This is a genomic window from Streptomyces acidiscabies (assembly GCF_020010905.1).
Taxonomy (GTDB): Bacteria; Actinomycetota; Actinomycetes; order Streptomycetales; family Streptomycetaceae; genus Streptomyces; species Streptomyces acidiscabies.
On record NZ_JAGJBY010000002.1, the window covers coordinates 314,256 to 332,197 of the forward strand.

Below are 17,942 nucleotides of genomic sequence, written 5' to 3' on the forward strand. Positions count from 1 at the left end.
GGGGTCGGCCGGAGGGACTACGGGTATGACGGGTACTACGGGTACGACAGGTACGACGCCGGCGAGCGAGGCCGCTGCCGTAGCCCCGTCACCCGTGTACCTCCCCGAGCCCAAACGCCTCGGCGCGCTCGCCCGGCTCGCCCCCGAGCCCATGAAGGTCGTCCTCAACTGGGGCCGCCGCTACTCCCTGTGGGTCTTCAACTTCGGCCTCGCCTGCTGCGCGATCGAGTTCATCGCCGCGTCCATGGCCCGCCACGACTTCATCCGCCTCGGCGTGATCCCGTTCGCGCCGGGACCCCGCCAGGCCGACCTGATGGTCGTCTCCGGCACGGTCACCGACAAGATGGCGCCGGCCGTGAAGCGGCTGTACGAGCAGATGCCCGAGCCGAAGTACGTCATCTCCTTCGGCGCCTGCTCCAACTGTGGCGGCCCGTACTGGGACTCGTACTCGGTGACCAAGGGCGTCGACCAGATCATCCCCGTCGACGTGTACGTCCCCGGCTGCCCGCCCCGCCCCGAGGCGCTGCTCCAGGGCATCCTGAAGCTCCAGGAGAAGATTGCCCGCGAGTCCCTGGCCGACCGCTACGGCACCCGCCCCTCCCCGGCCGCCCTCCAGAGCGGCCTGCTCCCGGCCCCCGAGCCGAAGGGCACCCCGCGATGACCACCGGCTGGCTCCCGGCCCCCGTCCAGGACCTCTTCGGCCCCGACGCCGTCGCGGACGAGTCGTACGACGTCCTCACGGTCGACGTCCCCCCGGCCGCCTGGCTCACCGCGCTGCGTACCGCCCGTACGGCCCTGACCTGCACGTACTTCGACTGGCTCAGCGCCGTCGACGAACCCGGCACGGGCTTCCGCGTAGCCGCACACGTAGTCGCGCTCTCCCCCCTCCGCCGCCTCCTCCTGCGTACGACGGTCCCGCACGCGTCCCCGGCCCTCCCCACAGCCGTCGACATCTACGCGGGCGCCGCCTGGCACGAACGCGAGACCCACGAAATGTTCGGCGTGGTCTTCACGGACCACCCCTCCCTCACGCACCTCCTCCTCCCGGACACCTTCGAAGGCCACCCCCTGCGCAAGGACTTCGTCCTGGTGGCCAGAGCCGCCAAACCCTGGCCCGGCGCCAAGGACCCAGGCGAGTCGGACCACGCATCCCCCAAACGTCGCCAGCCCCTCCCCCCAGGAGTCCCGGACCCCAACGAATGGGGCCCCCAGAAGGGCCAACTCCCCACCCCACCCTCCCGCCGCCCCCGCCCCACGCCGGGGACTCCCACGCCGGGGGCCCCCACACCGGTGGGTTCCGCAACAGCGGGCGCCACACCCGAGGGCCCTGCAACAGCGGTCGCCACACCTGCGGCCCCACCTGCGGGTGCCACAACCACCCCGCCCACACCCCGTCCCGACCGCCCGGCCCGCCGCACCCGCTCGGCATCACAGGGCTCGGCCAGCCAAACGAACCCCACCGAAACTCCCACCCCGGAAGCCACAACATCTCCGGGTGCCCGCCGCACCCGTTCGGCTTCCGAGGGTTCGGTGAGTCAAGCGGGCCCGGCTGGAGTCCCCACCTCGGAGGGCACGACGGCTCCGGGTGCCCGCCGTACCCGCTCGGTCTCCGAGGGTTCGGTGAGTCAAGCGGGCCCGGCCGGAAGCCCCACTCTGGAGGGCGCAACGCCTCCGGGTGCCCGCCGCAACCGCTCGGCCTCCGACGGTTCCGCGAGCCAAACAGGCACCACCGGCACTCCGCCCCCGGAGACAACGACCCCCGACGGCCGCCCCGCCCGCCGCAACCGCTCGGCGTCGCAGGGTTCGGCCAGCCAGTCGCTGGGTACGGCGGGAGTTTCGGAAACCGACAGCGGTACGACGGCCCCCACAGCGGACGCCCCGACCCCAGCCGCTCCTGACACGACACCCGATACACCCCCGGCAACCACCACCCCCCGAAGCGCCGACGCCCCCTGGCACCACGCCCGCCCGGCCTTCGACGCCCCACCCCCTGGCGAACCGGCCCCCAACACCCGGGCCCCAGAGCCCACTCCCGAAGCCGAGCGACCGGGCACCTCTGGCACTCCGGCCCCAGGGCCGACTCCCGCAGCTGAACAACCGGGCATCCCAGCTCCGGAGCCCACCCCCGAAGCTGGACGACCGGGCACCCCCGGCACTCCGACCCCAGTGCCGACCCCCGCAGCTGAACAACCCGGCACCCCGACTCCAGAGCCCACCCCCGAAGCCGGACGACCGGAAACCCCCGGCACCACCCCGAAACCCCCGGCCCCCGAACCCCCCGCCGAAGACGACGACACCCCCTCGGGAGGCCCGCAGTGAACGACGCGCTCGACGTCACTCTGCGTCTGCTGATCGTCTTCGTCGTCTTCCTCACCTTCCCCCTCCTCGTGGGTCAGACGGAACACAAGGTCATGGCCCACATGCAGGGCCGCCTCGGCCCCATGTACGCGGGCGGCTTCCACGGCTGGGCCCAACTCGTCGCCGACGGAGTCAAGTTCGCGCAGAAGGAGGACATCGTCCCGGCGGGCGCGGACCGCCGCGTCTTCCAGCTCGCCCCGGCCGTGGCCCTGCTGCCGTACCTCCTCGTCCTGCTCGCGATCCCGATCGGCCCCGGCGAGGGCGCGGTCGGCCAGGTCCTGGACGCCGGGATCTTCTTCGTCCTGGCCGTGATGGGCGTCGGCGTCCTCGGCTCCCTCATGGCCGGCTGGGCCAGCGCCAACAAGTTCTCCCTCCTCGGCGGCCTGCGCACCGCCGCCCAGCTCCTCGCCTACGAACTCCCGATGCTCCTCACCGCCGCCTCCGTCGCGATGGCGGCCGGCACGGTCTCCCTGCCCGGCATCCTCGACGCCTTCGAGTGGTGGTGGCTGCCCTGGCAACTCGTCGGCGCGATCGTCTTCTTCATCGCCGGCCTCGCCGAACTCCAGCGCCCGCCCTTCGACATGCCCGTCGCCGACTCGGAGATCATCTTCGGCGCCTACACCGAGTACACCGGCCTGCGCTTCGCCCTCTTCCTGCTCGCCGAGTACGCCGGCATCGTCGTCCTGTGCGGCCTCACCACCGTCCTCTTCCTGGGCGGCTGGCACGGCCCCTGGGGCGCCGACGGCCTCGGCTGGGTGTGGACCCTCCTGAAAACCGCCCTCCTCGCCTTCGTCGTGATCTGGCTCCGCGTCACCTATCCCCGCCTGCGCGAGGACCAGCTCCAGAAGCTCTCCTGGACCCTCCTCGTCCCCCTCTCCCTCGCCCAGATCGCCGTCACCGGCGTCGTCAAGGTGGTGATCTCCTAGTGCCTCCGATCCCCGGCTCCGGCCTGGCCAAGGGTCTGGCCGTCACCCTCCGCACGATGACCCGCCGGTCCGTCACCGAGCAGTACCCCGACGTCCAGCCCGACCTCCCGCCCCGCACCCGAGGCGTCATCGGCCTGTTCGAGGAGAACTGCACGGTCTGCATGCTCTGCGCCCGCGAGTGCCCCGACTGGTGCATCTACATCGACTCCCACAAGGAGACGATCCCCGCCGCCGCGCCCGGTGGCCGCGAGCGCAGCCGCAACGTCCTCGACCGTTTCGCCATCGACTTCTCCCTCTGCATGTACTGCGGTATCTGCATCGAGGTCTGCCCCTTCGACGCCCTCTTCTGGTCCCCCGAGTTCGAGTACGCCGAGACCGACATCCGCGACCTCACCCACGAGCGGGACAAACTCCGCGAGTGGATGTGGACGGTCCCGCCCCCACCCCCGCTGGACCCCGGCGCGGAGGAACCGAAGGAACTGGCAGCGGCCCGCAAGACGGCGGAGAAACTGACCGCCACCCAACAGCCCACGCCCACCGGCCCCGCCCCCACCGACCCCCCGGGAGGCCGGCGGTGACTCTCGCCCAAGCGCCGCACGGCTTTCTCTCGCCGACCGGTGTCGAGGTCGCGTTCCTGCTGGTCGGCCTGCTGACCCTCGGCGCCGCCCTGGTGACCGTGACCACCAGACAGCTGGTGCACGCGGCTCTCTGGCTGGTCGTGGCCCTCGGAGGACTCGCCGTCGAATACCTGCTGCTGACGGCGGAGTTCATCGCCTGGGTGCAGGTCCTCATCTATGTCGGTTCCGTGGTCGTCCTCCTTCTCTTCGGTCTGATGCTCACCCGCGCCCCCATCGGCCGCTCCCCGGACGCCGATTCCGGGAACCGGTGGCCCGCCCTCGCGGTCGCGGCCGTCGCCGCCATCGCCCTGGTCTGGGTGGTCGCCGACGCCTTCCGCACCACCTGGATCGACCTCGACGGCCCGGCGGCCGGCTCCACGAAGGTCACCGGCGAGAGCCTCTTCCGGCACTGGGTCCTGCCCTTCGAGGCCCTCTCCGTCCTCCTCCTCGCGGCACTGGTCGGCGCGATCGTCCTGTCCCGCAAAGCGAAAGCGGATACGAGCTCTCCCCCCGAGAACGCCCGGCCGGTCACGCAGAGTTCCCATCCGGTCACAGATTTCGAAAAAACTTCGCGGCCCCCGAAATCCCCCGCCGACCCCAACCCCCCGACCGAGCAGGAAGGCGCCCGCTGATGCACCTCGCCTACCCCGCCGTCCTCTCGGCCCTCCTCTTCTGCACCGGCCTCTACGGAGTCCTGGCCCGCCGCAACGCGATCCTGGTCCTGATGTCGGTCGAGCTGATGCTCAACGCGGTCAACCTCAACCTCGTCGCCTTCGACGTCTGGCTCAGCAAGACCGCCGAGGGCACCCTCCACTCCGGCCAGGCCCTCACCCTGTTCACCATCGCGATCGCCGCGGCGGAGATCGGCATCGGCCTCGCGATCGTCCTCGCCGTGTACCGCAACCGAGGCACCTCGGACATCGACAGACTCCGCGACACAGCGGAGACCCCGGAGAACACCACGCACCCGAGGGACGAGAAGGCCGAGGCCGCCGCGTGACCACGACCACCCTCGCCGCCCTCGTCCCCCTCCTGCCGTTCCTCGGCGCACTCGCCGGCCTCCTCCTGGGCCGCACGGCCCCCGGCTACGTCCGCCCCCTGGCCGTCCTGCCCCCGCTCACCGCCCTCGCGCTGGCCGCCCTGGTCGCCGTGCGCCAGGGAGGCGGCGCCGCCGTCGACGCGGCGACGGAACTCACCCCCACCGGCTCCATCCCCGTCGAGCTCGCCCTGCACATCGACGGCTTCGCGGCCCTCGTCGCCGTCCTGGTCGCCCTCGTCGCGACCTGCGTACAGATCTACTCGACCGGCTACCTCCGCGACGACCCCCGCTACCCCTCGTACGCGGCCCTCGTCTCCCTGTTCACCGCCGCGATGCTCCTGGTCGTCTACTCGGGCGACCTGATCGTGCTCCTCGTCGGCTGGGAGGTCATGGGCATCTGCTCGTACTTCCTGGTCGGCCACTACTGGGAGACCCCCGAGGCGCGCGCCGCGTCGATCAAGGCGTTCCTGGTCACGAAGCTCGGCGACGTCCCGTTCCTGATCGGCCTGTTCGCGCTGGCCACGGACGCCGGGTCGTTCCGGATCACGACGATCCTCGACGCCGTCACGCACGGCGGCCTGGACCACCCGACCCTGATCGCCCTGCTGCTCCTCGCGGGCGTGGCCGGCAAGTCGGCGCAGTTCCCGCTGCACACCTGGCTCCCGGACGCGATGGCGGGCCCCACGCCCGTCTCCGCGCTGATCCACGCCGCGACGATGGTCGCCGCCGGCGTCTACTTCGTCGCCCGCCTGCTGCCGGTCTTCGAGGCGTCGCACGCCGCCATGGGAGTCCTCGCGGTGATGGCCGCCGTGACGATGCTCGGCTCCGGACTCGCCGCGCTCGCGCAGGACGACATCAAACGCGTCCTCGCCTACTCGACGATCGGCCAGCTCGGCTACATGACCGGCGCCCTCGCCGTCGGCGACCGCGGCGCCGCCGTCTTCCACCTCCTGTCCCACGGCGCCTTCAAGGCGCTGCTGTTCCTCGCGGCCGGCGCGGTCATCCACGCGGCCGGTACGAACTCCCTGGCCGCCCTGTCCCGTACGAGCGGCCTGCGCGCCCGCGTGCCGGACGCGTACTGGACGATGACCGTGGCGCTCCTCGCGCTCGCCGCGATCCCGCCGTTCAGCGGCTTCTTCTCCAAGGAGTCCGTCCTCGGCGCCGCCGAACACGTCGTCACCGGCCACACCGAGCACGCCCCCGCCGCCGCGGGCTGGACCGTCCTCGTCGCCGCCCTGCTCACCGCCCTCCTGACCGCCGCCTACGCGGCCCGCCTGTGGCTGCTCGCCTTCCACGGCCGGGGCCCCGAAGCCCCCGACCACGGCCGCCAGCCTCTGTCGATGACCGTCGTCCTCTGGGTCCTCGCCCTCCCGTCCCTGGCTCTCGGCGGCCTCGCCTACGCCACGCTTCCCGACTGGTTCGACGGCACCTCCCTCGCCCCGACCCTCACCACCTCCGTCCTCGGCACGGGCTTCGCCCTGGTCGGCGCCCTGATCACGTACGGCGCCTGGCGCCACCTGACGGCCACCGCCGCCCGGGACCCCGCCGACCCCGGACGCCTCCTGCTCGGCCCCCTGCACCGCCACGCGGCCACCGGCTTCCACCTGGACGCCGTCTACGACGCCCTGTTCGTGCGCCCGGTCCAGTCCGCCGCGCGCCTGGTCCGCTTCCTCGACCGCGAGGTCGTCGACGGCTACGTGGGCGGCGCCGCCGCCCTGCCCCGCTGGCTCGGCACCGCCGTACGGCGGGCCCAGACCGGCAACGTCCAGACCTATGTGAGCGCCCTGCTCGCCGGCACCGTCGTCCTCGCGGTGACCGTCCTTCTCGTCGCCTCGGGAGGGTGAGCGGCCGTGATCGGTATCAACGAGTCCGTGATGCAGTTCCTTCTGGCGTTCACCGTCGCCGGCCCACTCCTCGGCGCCGTCGCCGCCCTCCTGCCCGCCCCGCCGGGGCTGAAGGGGAAATCACCGGACCAGGCGGTACTGCGCCACGGCGTGACCGTGACCGGCGCCGTCCTCGTCGCAGCGATCGCCCTCGCGCTGGGCTTCGACCACGACCACCCCTCGAAGATGCAGGCCGGCACCGACATCAGCTGGATCCCCGCACTCGACGTACGCATCCACCTCGGCATCGACGGCATCTCCCTCCCGCTGCTGGTCCTGACCGCGCTGCTGACCTTCCTGTGCGCGCTGTACTCCTACTTCAAGCCGCCCGCGGGCCCGTCCCCGAAGGCGTTCGTCGCCCTGCTGCTCCTCCTGGAGGGCGGCACCCTCGCCACCTTCGCCGTCCTCGACCTCCTCCTGTTCTTCCTCGCCTTCGAGACCGTCCTCATCCCGATGTACTTCCTCATCGCCCGCTGGGGCGGCGAGGACCGGACCCGCGCGGCCTGGAAATTCATCCTCTACACGCTGCTCGGCTCCGTCGTCATGCTCCTCGGCCTGCTTCTGATCGGCGTCAAAGCGGGCACATTCGACATGGTCGCACTCGCCACTGACAACGGCCGGTCCCTGACCACATCCGTGCAGGTCACCGCCGCTTTGGCGATCGGTCTAGGGCTCGCCGTGAAGACCCCGATGTGGCCCCTGCACAGCTGGCTCCCCGACGCCCACACCGCCGCCCCGACCACCGGCTCGGTCCTGCTCGCCGGCGTCCTGCTCAAGATGGGCACCTACGGGTTCGTCCGCATCCTCCTGCCCGTCGCCCCGGACGGCCTGCGCACCTTCGCGCCCTACCTCGCCGCCTTCGCCGTCGTCGGGATCGTCTACGGCTCCCTGGCCTGCCTCGCCCTGGTCAGGCCCGGCGCGAACGGCGACCTCAAACGCCTCATCGCCTACTCCTCCGTCGGCCACATGGGCTTCGTCCTGCTGGGCATCGCGTCCATGACACCGACCGGCGTGAACGGCGCCCTGTTCGCGAACATCGCCCACGGCCTCATCACCGGCCTGCTGTTCTTCCTCGTCGGCGCCCTCAAGGACCGCACCGGCAGCACCGACCTCGACACCCTCGCCCGGCAGACCGGAGCGGCCCTGTACGGCCGCGCGCCGCGCCTGGGCGGGCTCCTCGCGTTCGCCGCCGTCGCCTCCCTCGGACTGCCCGGACTCGCCGGGTTCTGGGGCGAGATGCTGGCCCTGTTCGGCGCCTTCGACCCCGCGAGCGACCTCAGCCGCCCGGCCTTCCTGACCTTCACGGCGATCGCCGCCTTCGGCACCCTCCTGACGGCCGCCTATCTCCTGCTCGTCGTCCGGCGCGTGTGCATGGGCGCCGTCCCGCAGGACGCCCCGCACCTCACGGACGTACGCGCGTACGAGTTCGCGGCCTGGACCCCGCTCGTCGTCCTCACCGTCGTCGGCGGCCTGTGGCCCAAGGCCCTCCTCGGGCTCACCGACCCGGCCGTGCAGCAGCTCCTCGCAGGAGGCCCCCGATGAGCGCCCTCGCGCAGTCCGTCGTCCAGTCGGTCGACTGGACGGCGATCGCCCCGCCGACCGGCACGGCCGTCGTCGGCCTCGCCGTCCTGGTCGCCGACCTGTTCCTCCCGGACGCGAGGAAGCACCTCCTGGGCTGGTTCTCCGTCGCCGGACTCGCCGCCGCCACGGCCCTCCTGCTGCCCCTCCTGGACGGCGACCGCGCCACCTTCTGCGCGGCCGGCGACCCGCGCGCGTGCAGCTACACAGCGGACCGCTTCACCCTCGTCGTCCAGTTCCTGGTGCTCGGCGGCGCCCTCCTGACCGCCCTCCTGTCCGTCACCGCCCTCAAGGACGAGCGCAAGACGCTGCCCGCAGGGGAGTACTGGTTCCTGCTGCTGTCCTCCGCCGCCGGCGCCGCCCTGCTGCCCGCCTCCCGCGACCTCGCCACCCTGATCGTCGCCCTGGAGGTCGCCTCCCTGCCCGCCTTCGCGCTGGTCGGCATCCGCCACGGCGACAAACGCTCCTCCGAAGCGGCCCTGAAGTTCTTCCTGTCGTCCGTCACAGCCACCGCCGTCAGCCTCCTGGGCATCAGCTTCGTGTACGCCACGACAGGCACCCTCTACCTCACCCAGGTGGCCGAACGCATCCAGGACGTCGACGGCCAGTTCCACACCCTGGCCCAGACAGGCGTCGTCCTCACCCTCGTCGGCTTCGCCTTCAAGACGGCCGCCGTCCCGTTCCACTTCTGGGTCCCCGACACGTACACGGGCGCGCCCCTGCCGATCGCCGCCTACCTGTCGGTCGTCGGCAAGGCCGTCGGTCTCTCCGGCCTGATCCTCGTCACCGTGGTCGCCCTCCCCTCGTACGGCGACGTCTGGGGCCCCGCCCTCGCGGGCCTCGCCGCGCTCACCATGACCGTCGGCAACGCCGCCGCCCTGCGCCAGCACGCCACGCGCGCGTACAGCGCGGTACGCCTCCTCGCCTGGTCCTCCGTGGGCCAGGCCGGCTACCTCCTCGTACCGATCGCCTCGGCCGCCTACACGGACGACGCCGCCCGCGCCGTGGGCTCCACCCTCGCGTACGCCCTCATGTACGCCGCCGTGAACCTCGGCGCGTTCGCCGTGGCCGCCCTGGTGGCCCGTCAGAGCCCCGCCAACCGCCTCACGGACTACCGGGGCCTGTACGCCCGCAGCCCGCTCTCCGCGCTCCTGCTGGGCTTCTTCCTGCTCTGCCTCGCCGGCCTGCCGCCCGGCGTCATCGGCCTCTTCGCGAAGGTCACCGTCTTCTCGGCCGCCGTCGACGCGGGCCTCGGCTGGCTCGCCGTCGTCATGGCCGTCAACGTCGTGATCGCCCTCTTCTACTACCTCCGCTGGACGGCCCTGCTGTTCGCCGCGCCCGAGGGAGAGCCGGTACGGCACCGCGTCCCGGCCCCGCTGACGGCCGCGCTCACCCTCACGGCCACCGCCGGCGTCGTCCTGTCCGGGGCGCCCCAGCTGGTCCTGCGGTTCGCCGACACCACCCTGTTCTGAGGCCTCACCCGGACGGCCGAAACCCTCGCGCCCGCGTGCGCGAGGGAACTCGTGGCGCTCGCCTGGCGTTGACACGGACAGGAGGGTCCACTGGACGTGACACCAGAAGGACCGCAGATCAGCGAGCAAAGGGTTCCCCTGCCGCACGACCTGGAGGGAGTACCGTGCACCGCCGGCACAACGGGCTCAGGACCGCAGTACTCCTCGGGGGGCTGTCCGCACTCATCGTCGTCATCGGCGGTTTCTTCGGCCGGACCGGGCTGATCATCGCCGTCCTGATCGCCCTCGGCACCAACGCGTACGCGTACTGGAACAGCGACAAGCTGGCTCTACGCGCGATGCGCGCGCGCCCGGTGAGCGAGTTCGAGGCCCCCGCCCTGTACCGGATGGTCCGCGAACTCTCCACGCAGGCGCGCCAGCCGATGCCCCGCCTGTACATCTCGCCGACCGAGGCGCCCAACGCCTTCGCGACCGGCCGCAACCCGCGCAACGCGGCCGTGTGCTGCACGGACGGCATCATGCGCCTCCTCGACGAACGCGAGCTGCGCGGCGTCATCGGGCACGAGCTGAGCCACGTCTACAACCGCGACATCCTCATCTCCTCGGTCGCCGGGGCGCTCGCCTCGGTGATCGTCTTCCTGGCGAACTTCGCCTGGCTGATCCCCATCGGCCGCTCCGACGACGACGACGGCCCCGGCATCATCGGCGTGCTCCTGCTGTCGCTCCTCGGACCGCTCGCCGCCAGCCTCATCCAGCTCGCCATCAGCCGCTCCCGCGAGTACGAGGCCGACGCCTCCGGGGCGCAGCTCACCGGCGATCCGCTCGCCCTCGCGAGCGCGCTGCGCAAGCTCGAACTCGGCACCCAGCAGCTTCCGCTGCCGCCCGAGCCCCGGATCGAGACCGCGAGCCACATGATGATCGCGAACCCCTTCCGTCCGGGGCAGGGATTCTCCAAGATGTTCTCGACGCACCCACCTATGGCGGAGCGGATCGCCCGCCTGGAGAAGATGGCAGGTCGCCAGTCGTGAAGACCATCCTCAACGTCGTCTGGCTCGTCCTGAGCGGATTCTGGCTCTTCCTCGCCTACCTCGGCGCGGGCCTCCTCCTCTGCATCACGATCATCGGCATCCCCTTCGGGATCGCCGCCTTCCGCATCGGCGTCTACGCCCTGTGGCCCTTCGGCCGCACCACCGTCGAACGCCGCGACGCGGGCGCGCCGTCCTGCGTCGGCAACGTCCTGTGGCTCGTCCTGGCCGGCTGGTGGCTGGCCCTGGGCCACATCGTCACCGGCCTCCTCCTGTGCGTCACGATCATCGGCATCCCGTTCGGCATCGCCAACTTCAAGCTCATCCCCGTCTCCCTCATGCCCCTGGGCCGCGAGATCGTCCCGACGGACGAACCGTTCGGCGCCCGCTGAACCCTGCCGGGGCGGGGGACAGCCACTTCGGGGTGAGCGAGTTGTCCACAGGCCCGGGGTTATCCACAGGTCAGGGCGATTGTCAGTGGCGGCGTGCACGATGAATCCATGACCGAGCACGAGCAGTCGCTGACCCGGGTGCTGAGGAAGGCCCGCACCACCCGGCCCCAGGGCCGGAGTTCACTCCCCGCCGCCGTGGACGCCGAGGGCGCCTGGTACCTGGACCCGCCGAGCCTCGCGCAGTGGCTGGAGGACCAGGTGGAGGAGAAGGGCTGGTACGGGGAGCCGGACGACGACACCGAGACGGCCCCGTGGGCGGAGTTCCGGATACGTACGGGGGCGGCCCGCTGAGAGCTCACCCCCTCCCCGGCACCCACCCCCGCCGCACCCCGTACACCACCGCCCCCAGCACCAGCACCCCCGCCCCGGACACCACCGACACCCAAGGAAGGGAGAACGCCAGCAGCAGACACCCCGCGAGACCGACCACCGGCACCAGGCGCGCGAGCGGCGCCGGGGACAGGGTCCACGCCGAGGCGTTGGCCACCGCGTAGTAGAGGAGGACACCGAAGGAGGAGAAACCGATCGCGCCGCGGACGTCGAGGGTGGCGGCCAGGACGGCGACGACCGCGCCGACGGCGAGTTCGGCACGGTGGGGGACCTGGAAGCGGGGGTGGACGGCGGACAGGGCCCCGGGGAGATGCCGGTCACGGGCCATCGCGAGGGTCGTCCGGGAGACCCCCAGGATCAGGGCGAGCAGCGATCCCAGCGCGGCGACGGCCGCACCGGCCCGCACCACGGGGACCAGACCGGGCACGCCCGCCGCACGCACCGCGTCCACCAGCGGAGCACCCGCCCCGCCCAGCCCGTCGACACCGAGCACCGAGAGGACGGCGACCGCCACACACCCGTACACCACCAGCGTGACGCCCAGGGCGAGCGGGATCGCCCGGGGGATCGTGCGCGACGGATCCCGCACCTCCTCGCCCAGGGTCGCGATCCGCGCGTACCCCGCGAAGGCGAAGAACAGCAGCCCGGCGGCCTGGAGCAGCCCGCCCGCCCCACCGGAGAACCCGATGTCCGCCGGCCCCGCGCCGGACCTCTCGGCACCCTCCGCCCCCAGGCACATGGCCACGACAGCCACCAGGACCGCCAGCACCACGGCCACGACCGCCCGTGTCACCCACGCCGACTTCTGGACGCCGCCGTAGTTCACCGCCGTCAGCACCAGGACCGACGCGACCGCCACCGCGTGCGCGTGGGCCGGCCAGACGTACAGCCCCACGGTCAGCGCCATCGCCGCGCACGACGCCGTCTTCCCGACGACGAAGGCCCACCCGGCGAGGTACCCCCAGAACGCGCCGAGGCGCTCCCGGCCGTAGACGTACGTACCACCCGAGGCCGGATAGCGGGCGGCCAGCCGGGCGGAGGCGGTCGCGTTGCAGTAGGCGATCACGGCGGCGAGCGCGAGGGCGGGCAGCAGACCGGTACCGGCGACCCGCGCGGCGGGCCCCAGGGCGACGAACACACCGGCGCCGATCATCGCCCCGAGCCCGATCACGACGGCGTCCCCGAGCCCCAGGGTGCGGCGGAGTCCGGTGGGGGAGCCGGAGGGGACGGTCATGGGTGGCGCCTTCCGGAGAGGGGGTGCCTCGGGGTGGCGAGGGCCGGGCGGGCCGGCGCGTGTGTCATGGGCCGCACCCTAATGACCGGAGGAACCGGCGCGTACCGGCGCGACGTCGTCCACACCAACACAGGACGAACGCACGTGCGGCGGCGGGTGCGGGACGCGCCACTTTCACCGGACCCACACGGCAGGAACAGCGGACGCACAGCGCGGAAGGGCAGGTTCGGGGCATGGGCATCGTCAGTTGGATCATCCTGGGACTGTTGGCCGGAGTCGTCGCCAAGGTCCTGTTGCCGGGCCGCGACCCGGGCGGCCTCATCGGCACGACCCTCATCGGCGTCGCGGGCGCGTTCGTCGGCGGCTGGATCTCGGCGCGCTGGCTGGACCACCCGGTGACGAAGGACTTCTACGACGGCGCGACCTGGGCGGCGGCGATCGGCGGCTCGCTGGTGCTGCTGATCGTCTACCGGCTCCTGTTCGGCAACTCGCGGGACTGAACCACGCGGAACCGAACCCCCGGACACGCCAGAAGGGCGGGCGCCGAGGCACCCGCCCTTCTGGCCCACCGGCCCACGGACTACCGGTAGTTCACGAACTGGAGCGCGAAGTCGAAGTCCTGGCCCTTCAGCAGCGCGATGACGGTCTGGAGATCGTCACGGCTCTTGGAGCTGACGCGCAGTTCCTCACCCTGGACCTGGGCCTTGATGCCCTTGGGGCCCTCGTCGCGGATGAGCTTGGCGACCTTCTTCGCGTTGTCCTGCGAGATGCCCTCCTTGACCTCGGCGAAGAGCTTGTACTCCTTGCCGGAGAGCTGCGGTTCGCCCGCCTCCAGCGCCTTCAGCGAGATCCCGCGCTTGATGAGCTTCGACTGGAAGACGTCGAGGACAGCCATGACCCGGTCCTCGGAGTTCGCCTCCATCAGGATCTTCTCGCCGGACCACGAGATCGAGGCACCCACGCCCTTGAAGTCGTAGCGCTGCGAGATCTCCTTGCCGGCCTGGTTGAGGGCGTTGTCGACCTCCTGCCGCTCGACCTTCGAGACGATGTCGAAACTGGAGTCGGCCATGTCCTGTGGCTCCTTGTATCAGGGGGCGTGTCGAGTGCGTGGCGGCGTCCTCGGGGGCCCGTGCCTGTCCCGGCACAGCCCCGGCCACGTCCGGACAAGCCTAGCCACCCGATCACCTCCGGGCGCAGCTCAATCGGGTGGCGGACCACCCCTCCCCATCGGGTATTGTTTACGTCGTTGCCAGGGAACACCGCCGAAAAGCGGCTGGACCAGGTGACAAACCCCCGGCGGTGTGCCCGAGCGGCCAAAGGGAGCAGACTGTAAATCTGCCGGCTCAGCCTTCCCAGGTTCGAATCCTGGCGCCGCCACACGGGAACGCAAGGGCCCGTGATCCACTCAAGCAGTGGGTCACGGGCCCTTCGTCATGTGCGCCGCCGCGACGGGCTCATGAAGAAGATCACACCCTCTGAGGCACACTGACCTCATGTCCAGCCGCCGCAGAACCTGCCCCGAGTGCCGCCGCGAGATCGCCGTCGTCGCCGGACGGTTCGCCCGGCACGACCCGCCCGGCGCCCGCGCGGCCGGCGAGCTGACGTCCTGCCCCGGCTCCCGCAGCCAAGCCCAACTCGGCGCCGCCCAGCCGTCGCTGGACGGCTTCACGGTCCCCGAGTTCCCGGGCCAGATGCCCCTCTTCTGACCCGCGCACCACGCCGTACGAGCACCCACCACCGCACACCCTCAGCCGTACAACGCCCCTGAGGACCCGTCAGTTCCCCGCCACCGACTTCACCGCCACGGACACCGGCGCGGAACCCCCCACCAGCTCCAGCGTCAGCCCCGCCGTAGCCGGTGTCTCCAGCAGCTCCGCGAGTACGGCGGCCACATCGTCGCGCGGGATCATGCCGCGCCCCGTACGCGCCTCCAGGCGCACCAGCCCGGTCCCGGCGTCGTCGGTGAGACCCCCGGGCCGCAGGACGGTCCAGTCGAGGGCGCCCAGGCTCTGGACGTACGCGTCGGCGGCCCCCTTCGCGCGCAGGTAGGCGTCGAAGATCTCGTCCCCGGCATGCCCGGCGTCCGCGCCCATCGAGGACACGACGAGGAACCGGCGCACGCCCGCGCGTACGGCCGCGTCGGCGAAGAGAACCGCCGCCCCCTTGTCGACGGTGTCCTTGCGCGCGACCCCGCTGCCCGGCCCCGCACCCGCCGCGAACACGGCCGCGTCGGCGCCCCGGAGAACCCCGGCGACCTCCTCGGCGGACGCCGACTCCAGGTCCAGGACGACCGGTTCGGCATCGGCCGCGCGTAGATCGTCCCCCTGCTCGGCCTTGCGGATGATCCCCACGACCTCGTCCCCGCGCGCGGCGAGCAACCGCTCCAGCCGCAACGCGATCTGACCATGACCTCCGGCGATGACAATGCGCATGCTGTCGACCGTACGCCCGGGAAGCCCCGTCCGCCGCACGACTCCCCTTAAGTGTGACGGTCGGTAAATATGCTCACGAGCCACCACGCCACACAGCCCCCTCGGCGCCCCCACCGCCCCCTACGACACCTCCCCCCGCCCCTGCCGAGGCAACCCCAACTCCGCGGCCACAGCCGAATTGCAGTACTCCCGCACCGCACTCGTCCGAGCCACCACCCGCCCCCGATGAATCACGATCCGGCTGTAGGCGAGCGACAGCGCCCCCGCGAGCCGCTCCCCCCGAACCGCCAGCAACTCGGCCGGAAACCCCGCCTCCACCCGCACCTCGGGCAACCCGAGCACCGCACGCGCGGACGCGCTGACGGCGTCGTACGCGTCCTCGGGCCGCAACCCCTCGCGCGAGGCCAGCAGATACGCGGCCTCCAGCGGATCACCGCGCCCCACGGGGTTGGAGACATCCCGCAGCGCCCCGCTCCCGGCGGCGACCCGCACCCCCGCCGCCCGCAGGAGCCGCACGGGAGCCGTCCCGCGGCCCTCCACGGCCCCGCAGGAGCCCTGGGGGAGGCAGACGACGGTGACGCCCGCGGCGGCGAGCTGGTCGGCCGTACGGGAGGCGTGCTCGGCGGGCAGCGCCCCGCAGGGGCCGAGCGTGACGCCGGGCCGCAGGCCCCCGCACTGCGCGGCGATGCGCGCGAGGCGCCCGGGGTCGGCGGCGTCGGTGTGCAGGTCGACCGGGCAGCCGTGCTCGGCGGCGACCTCCAGGACGGCCTGGACGTACCCCGTCGGATCGGGGTCGAGGTCGGGGCAGCCGCCCACCACGGAGGCGCCCATCTTCAGCGCGTCCCGCAGCATCGCGAGTCCGTCCGCGCCGGCCACCCCGGTCAGCAGCCGGGGCACCGCCACGGTCGTCAGCTCCGCGAGCCCGCGCAGCGAACGCCGCGCCTGGAGGACGGCGCCGAGCGCGCCGAGCCCCTGGACGTCGCCCACGCGCACGTGCGCGCGCAGGGCGGTCGCGCCGTGGCCGAGCTGGAGGAGGGCCGCCTCGGTGGCGCGCCGCTGGACGTCCTCGGGGGCGTACGACACCGGCCCGTCCGTGTCGGCGGACAGCGCGGTGTCCGCGTGCGCGTGCGGTTCGGCGGGGGCGGGGAGCAGGAGGTAGCCGGAGAGATCGACGCGGCCCCCGCGCGCGGGAGGGCCGGTCAGGCTGCCCGCCGTACCGACGGCCTCGATCCGCCCGCCGCCCAGCCGTACGTCCACGGTCCTGCCGTCGGTGAGCCGGGCGCCGCACAGCAGGAGGGCCGACGGGTCCTGCTGAGGGCCGGAGGGCGACGACGGGGACGGCTGCGGCTGACTGTCGGGCATCGCGCTCCCGGGGCTCCAGGGTGGCAGAGGAAGATCACACAGAGTGAGTCGAGCCTAGGGCGGTCGTCCGGCGCTGTCAGGGAGGGACGAAATAGTCGTACCGGTGTGGTCCGCCGTGCGGGGGAGGCCCCGGAGACCCTTGCGGCAGGCCGGAAACCGGGGCCGCACAGGGCCCGACAACGGATTTGGGTGTACGCCCGAGGAGCGTGTAATGTCTTCCTCGCTCGCCCCAATAGCTCAGTCGGTAGAGCGTCTCCATGGTAAGGAGAAGGTCTACGGTTCGATTCCGTATTGGGGCTCTGGTGAGAGAGGTTCCCGCCGCGAGGCGGGAACGGATCTCATCACAGCGGTGTAGCTCAGTCGGTAGAGCAAGCGGCTCATAATCGCTGTGTCACCGGTTCAAGTCCGGTCACCGCTACGAGTAGTAGCCGATTGTGGGGTCGGTCCTCCAGTCGGCTACTCTTTCATGCGTTAATCATTTCTACCCGTTTCGTCAAGGAGCACTCACGTGGCTGCCACCGACGTCCGCCCGAAGATCACGCTGGCCTGCGTGGAGTGCAAGGAGCGGAACTACATCACCAAGAAGAACCGGCGCAACAACCCGGACCGACTGGAGATGAAGAAGCACTGCCCGCGTTGCAACGCGCACACCGCGCACCGCGAAACGCGATAAATCAGGCTCGTACGTGAGGCCGTCCCCGAGAGATCGGGGGCGGCCTCACGTCGTTGAACAGGTAGTACCGGTCAGTAGAGCAACCAGAGAGGTGCCGGGCCCATGGCGCTCGACCAGTCCTTCGTGGGGCGGAGCTACCCGCCCACCGAGCCCTACGAGGTGGGCCGGGAGAAGATCCGCGAGTTCGCGGTGGCGATCGGTGACGACCACCCCGCGTACACGGACCCCGAGGCCGCGAAGGCGCTCGGTCACCCGGACGTGATCGCCCCGCCGACGTTCGTGTTCTCCATCACCTTCAAGGCCGCCGGACAGGTCATCGAGGACCCCCAGCTGGGCCTCGACTACAGCCGCGTCGTGCACGGCGACCAGAAGTTCACGTACGTCCGCCCCGTGCGCGCGGGCGACCGGCTGAGCGTCACCAGCACCATCGAGGCCGTCAAGTCGATGGCCGGCAATGACATCGTGGACATCCGCGGCGAGGTCCACGACGAGGCCGGCGAGCACGTCGTGACCGCCTGGACCAAGCTCGTGGCCCGCGCGGCCACCGAGGAGGCGTGAGGA

Annotated in this window: 20 protein-coding genes and 3 tRNA genes; 19 read left to right on the top strand and 4 right to left on the bottom strand. The window is 71.8% G+C overall.

Features of this window, described 5'->3' with window-relative positions:
- The first annotated feature begins 25 nt into the window (after window positions 1-25).
- The 12 genes from J8M50_RS28360 to J8M50_RS28415 all read left to right on the top strand — a co-directional run bounded on the left by J8M50_RS28360 (window position 26) and on the right by J8M50_RS28415 (window position 11,641).
- Window positions 26-661, top strand: coding sequence for an NADH-quinone oxidoreductase subunit B (locus J8M50_RS28360; RefSeq protein WP_075661302.1), 636 nt, complete (start codon window positions 26-28; stop codon window positions 659-661).
- Window positions 658-2,319, top strand: coding sequence for an NADH-quinone oxidoreductase subunit C (locus J8M50_RS28365; protein ID WP_010354324.1), 1,662 nt, complete (start codon window positions 658-660; stop codon window positions 2,317-2,319). The genes J8M50_RS28360 and J8M50_RS28365 overlap by 4 nt, the downstream gene beginning before the upstream one ends.
- A complete protein-coding gene (locus J8M50_RS28370; RefSeq protein ID WP_010354322.1) occupies window positions 2,316-3,284 on the top strand; it encodes a complex I subunit 1/NuoH family protein in 969 nt (322 codons plus the stop codon). The genes J8M50_RS28365 and J8M50_RS28370 overlap by 4 nt, the downstream gene beginning before the upstream one ends.
- On the top strand, window positions 3,284-3,862 hold the full coding sequence (locus tag J8M50_RS28375; RefSeq protein WP_010354320.1) for a NuoI/complex I 23 kDa subunit family protein: 579 nt from the start codon (window positions 3,284-3,286) through the stop codon (window positions 3,860-3,862). Before J8M50_RS28370 ends, J8M50_RS28375 begins: the two co-directional genes overlap by 1 nt.
- Window positions 3,859-4,533: an NADH-quinone oxidoreductase subunit J family protein gene (locus J8M50_RS28380; RefSeq protein ID WP_075661301.1), complete on the top strand. Its 675-nt coding sequence runs from the start codon at window positions 3,859-3,861 to the stop codon at window positions 4,531-4,533. Before J8M50_RS28375 ends, J8M50_RS28380 begins: the two co-directional genes overlap by 4 nt.
- Entirely contained in the window at window positions 4,533-4,901 is a 369-nt protein-coding gene (gene nuoK, locus J8M50_RS28385) for an NADH-quinone oxidoreductase subunit NuoK (RefSeq protein WP_010354317.1), read from the top strand. The genes J8M50_RS28380 and nuoK overlap by 1 nt, the downstream gene beginning before the upstream one ends.
- Window positions 4,898-6,784 carry an NADH-quinone oxidoreductase subunit 5 family protein gene (locus J8M50_RS28390; protein ID WP_010354316.1) on the top strand — a complete coding sequence of 629 codons (1,887 nt, stop codon included), beginning with the start codon at window positions 4,898-4,900 and terminating at the stop codon, window positions 6,782-6,784. The genes nuoK and J8M50_RS28390 overlap by 4 nt, the downstream gene beginning before the upstream one ends.
- A gap of 6 nt (window positions 6,785-6,790) precedes the next feature.
- Window positions 6,791-8,365: an NADH-quinone oxidoreductase subunit M gene (locus tag J8M50_RS28395; protein WP_010354315.1), complete on the top strand. Its 1,575-nt coding sequence runs from the start codon at window positions 6,791-6,793 to the stop codon at window positions 8,363-8,365.
- Window positions 8,362-9,873: an NADH-quinone oxidoreductase subunit N gene (locus J8M50_RS28400; RefSeq protein WP_010354314.1), complete on the top strand. Its 1,512-nt coding sequence runs from the start codon at window positions 8,362-8,364 to the stop codon at window positions 9,871-9,873. Before J8M50_RS28395 ends, J8M50_RS28400 begins: the two co-directional genes overlap by 4 nt.
- Window positions 9,874-10,037: 164 nt before the next feature.
- A complete protein-coding gene (gene htpX / locus J8M50_RS28405; protein WP_010354313.1) occupies window positions 10,038-10,901 on the top strand; it encodes a zinc metalloprotease HtpX in 864 nt (287 codons plus the stop codon).
- The gene (locus J8M50_RS28410) at window positions 10,898-11,290 is read left to right on the top strand and encodes a YccF domain-containing protein (protein ID WP_010354312.1); all 393 of its coding nucleotides are present in this window, start codon (window positions 10,898-10,900) and stop codon (window positions 11,288-11,290) included. The genes htpX and J8M50_RS28410 overlap by 4 nt, the downstream gene beginning before the upstream one ends.
- A 108-nt stretch (window positions 11,291-11,398) precedes the next feature.
- Entirely contained in the window at window positions 11,399-11,641 is a 243-nt protein-coding gene (locus tag J8M50_RS28415) for a hypothetical protein (RefSeq protein ID WP_010354311.1), read from the top strand.
- 4 nt (window positions 11,642-11,645) lie between these two features.
- On the opposite strand, the gene J8M50_RS28420 is transcribed toward J8M50_RS28415, so the two are convergent.
- Window positions 11,646-12,914, bottom strand: a complete 1,269-nt coding sequence (locus tag J8M50_RS28420) for an APC family permease (protein WP_010354310.1) — start codon at window positions 12,912-12,914, stop codon at window positions 11,646-11,648.
- A 233-nt stretch (window positions 12,915-13,147) separates the two neighbouring features.
- Between J8M50_RS28420 and J8M50_RS28425 the strand changes: the two genes are divergently transcribed.
- Window positions 13,148-13,414 carry a GlsB/YeaQ/YmgE family stress response membrane protein gene (locus J8M50_RS28425; RefSeq protein ID WP_010354309.1) on the top strand — a complete coding sequence of 89 codons (267 nt, stop codon included), beginning with the start codon at window positions 13,148-13,150 and terminating at the stop codon, window positions 13,412-13,414.
- Between the two features lie 80 nt (window positions 13,415-13,494).
- Here the strand turns inward: J8M50_RS28425 and J8M50_RS28430 are convergent, their stop codons facing one another.
- Complete coding sequence (locus J8M50_RS28430; RefSeq protein WP_010354308.1) at window positions 13,495-13,983, bottom strand: YajQ family cyclic di-GMP-binding protein; 489 nt, start codon at window positions 13,981-13,983, stop codon at window positions 13,495-13,497.
- Between the two features lie 226 nt (window positions 13,984-14,209).
- Here J8M50_RS28430 and J8M50_RS28435 point away from each other — a divergent pair.
- A tRNA-Tyr gene (locus J8M50_RS28435) sits at window positions 14,210-14,291 on the top strand.
- A gap of 116 nt (window positions 14,292-14,407) precedes the next feature.
- Entirely contained in the window at window positions 14,408-14,620 is a 213-nt protein-coding gene (locus J8M50_RS28440; protein WP_010354307.1) for a hypothetical protein, read from the top strand.
- A gap of 69 nt (window positions 14,621-14,689) precedes the next feature.
- Here J8M50_RS28440 and J8M50_RS28445 read toward each other — a convergent pair whose 3' ends face one another.
- Window positions 14,690-15,346 (bottom strand): SDR family oxidoreductase, encoded by a 657-nt coding sequence (locus tag J8M50_RS28445; protein WP_010354306.1) that lies wholly within the window; start codon window positions 15,344-15,346, stop codon window positions 14,690-14,692.
- Window positions 15,347-15,466: 120 nt separating this feature from the next.
- On the bottom strand, window positions 15,467-16,708 hold the full coding sequence (locus tag J8M50_RS28450; protein ID WP_010354305.1) for an amidohydrolase family protein: 1,242 nt from the start codon (window positions 16,706-16,708) through the stop codon (window positions 15,467-15,469).
- A gap of 226 nt (window positions 16,709-16,934) precedes the next feature.
- On the opposite strand from J8M50_RS28450, the gene J8M50_RS28455 reads away from it, so the two are divergent.
- The 4 genes from J8M50_RS28455 to J8M50_RS28470 all read left to right on the top strand — a co-directional run bounded on the left by J8M50_RS28455 (window position 16,935) and on the right by J8M50_RS28470 (window position 17,939).
- Window positions 16,935-17,007 (top strand) — tRNA-Thr (locus J8M50_RS28455).
- 46 nt (window positions 17,008-17,053) lie between these two features.
- Window positions 17,054-17,126 (top strand) — tRNA-Met (locus J8M50_RS28460).
- 90 nt (window positions 17,127-17,216) lie between these two features.
- The gene (rpmG, locus tag J8M50_RS28465; RefSeq protein ID WP_003948671.1) at window positions 17,217-17,381 is read left to right on the top strand and encodes a 50S ribosomal protein L33; all 165 of its coding nucleotides are present in this window, start codon (window positions 17,217-17,219) and stop codon (window positions 17,379-17,381) included.
- Between the two features lie 102 nt (window positions 17,382-17,483).
- Window positions 17,484-17,939, top strand: coding sequence for a MaoC family dehydratase N-terminal domain-containing protein (locus J8M50_RS28470; protein ID WP_010354302.1), 456 nt, complete (start codon window positions 17,484-17,486; stop codon window positions 17,937-17,939).
- Window positions 17,940-17,942 lie beyond the last annotated feature (3 nt).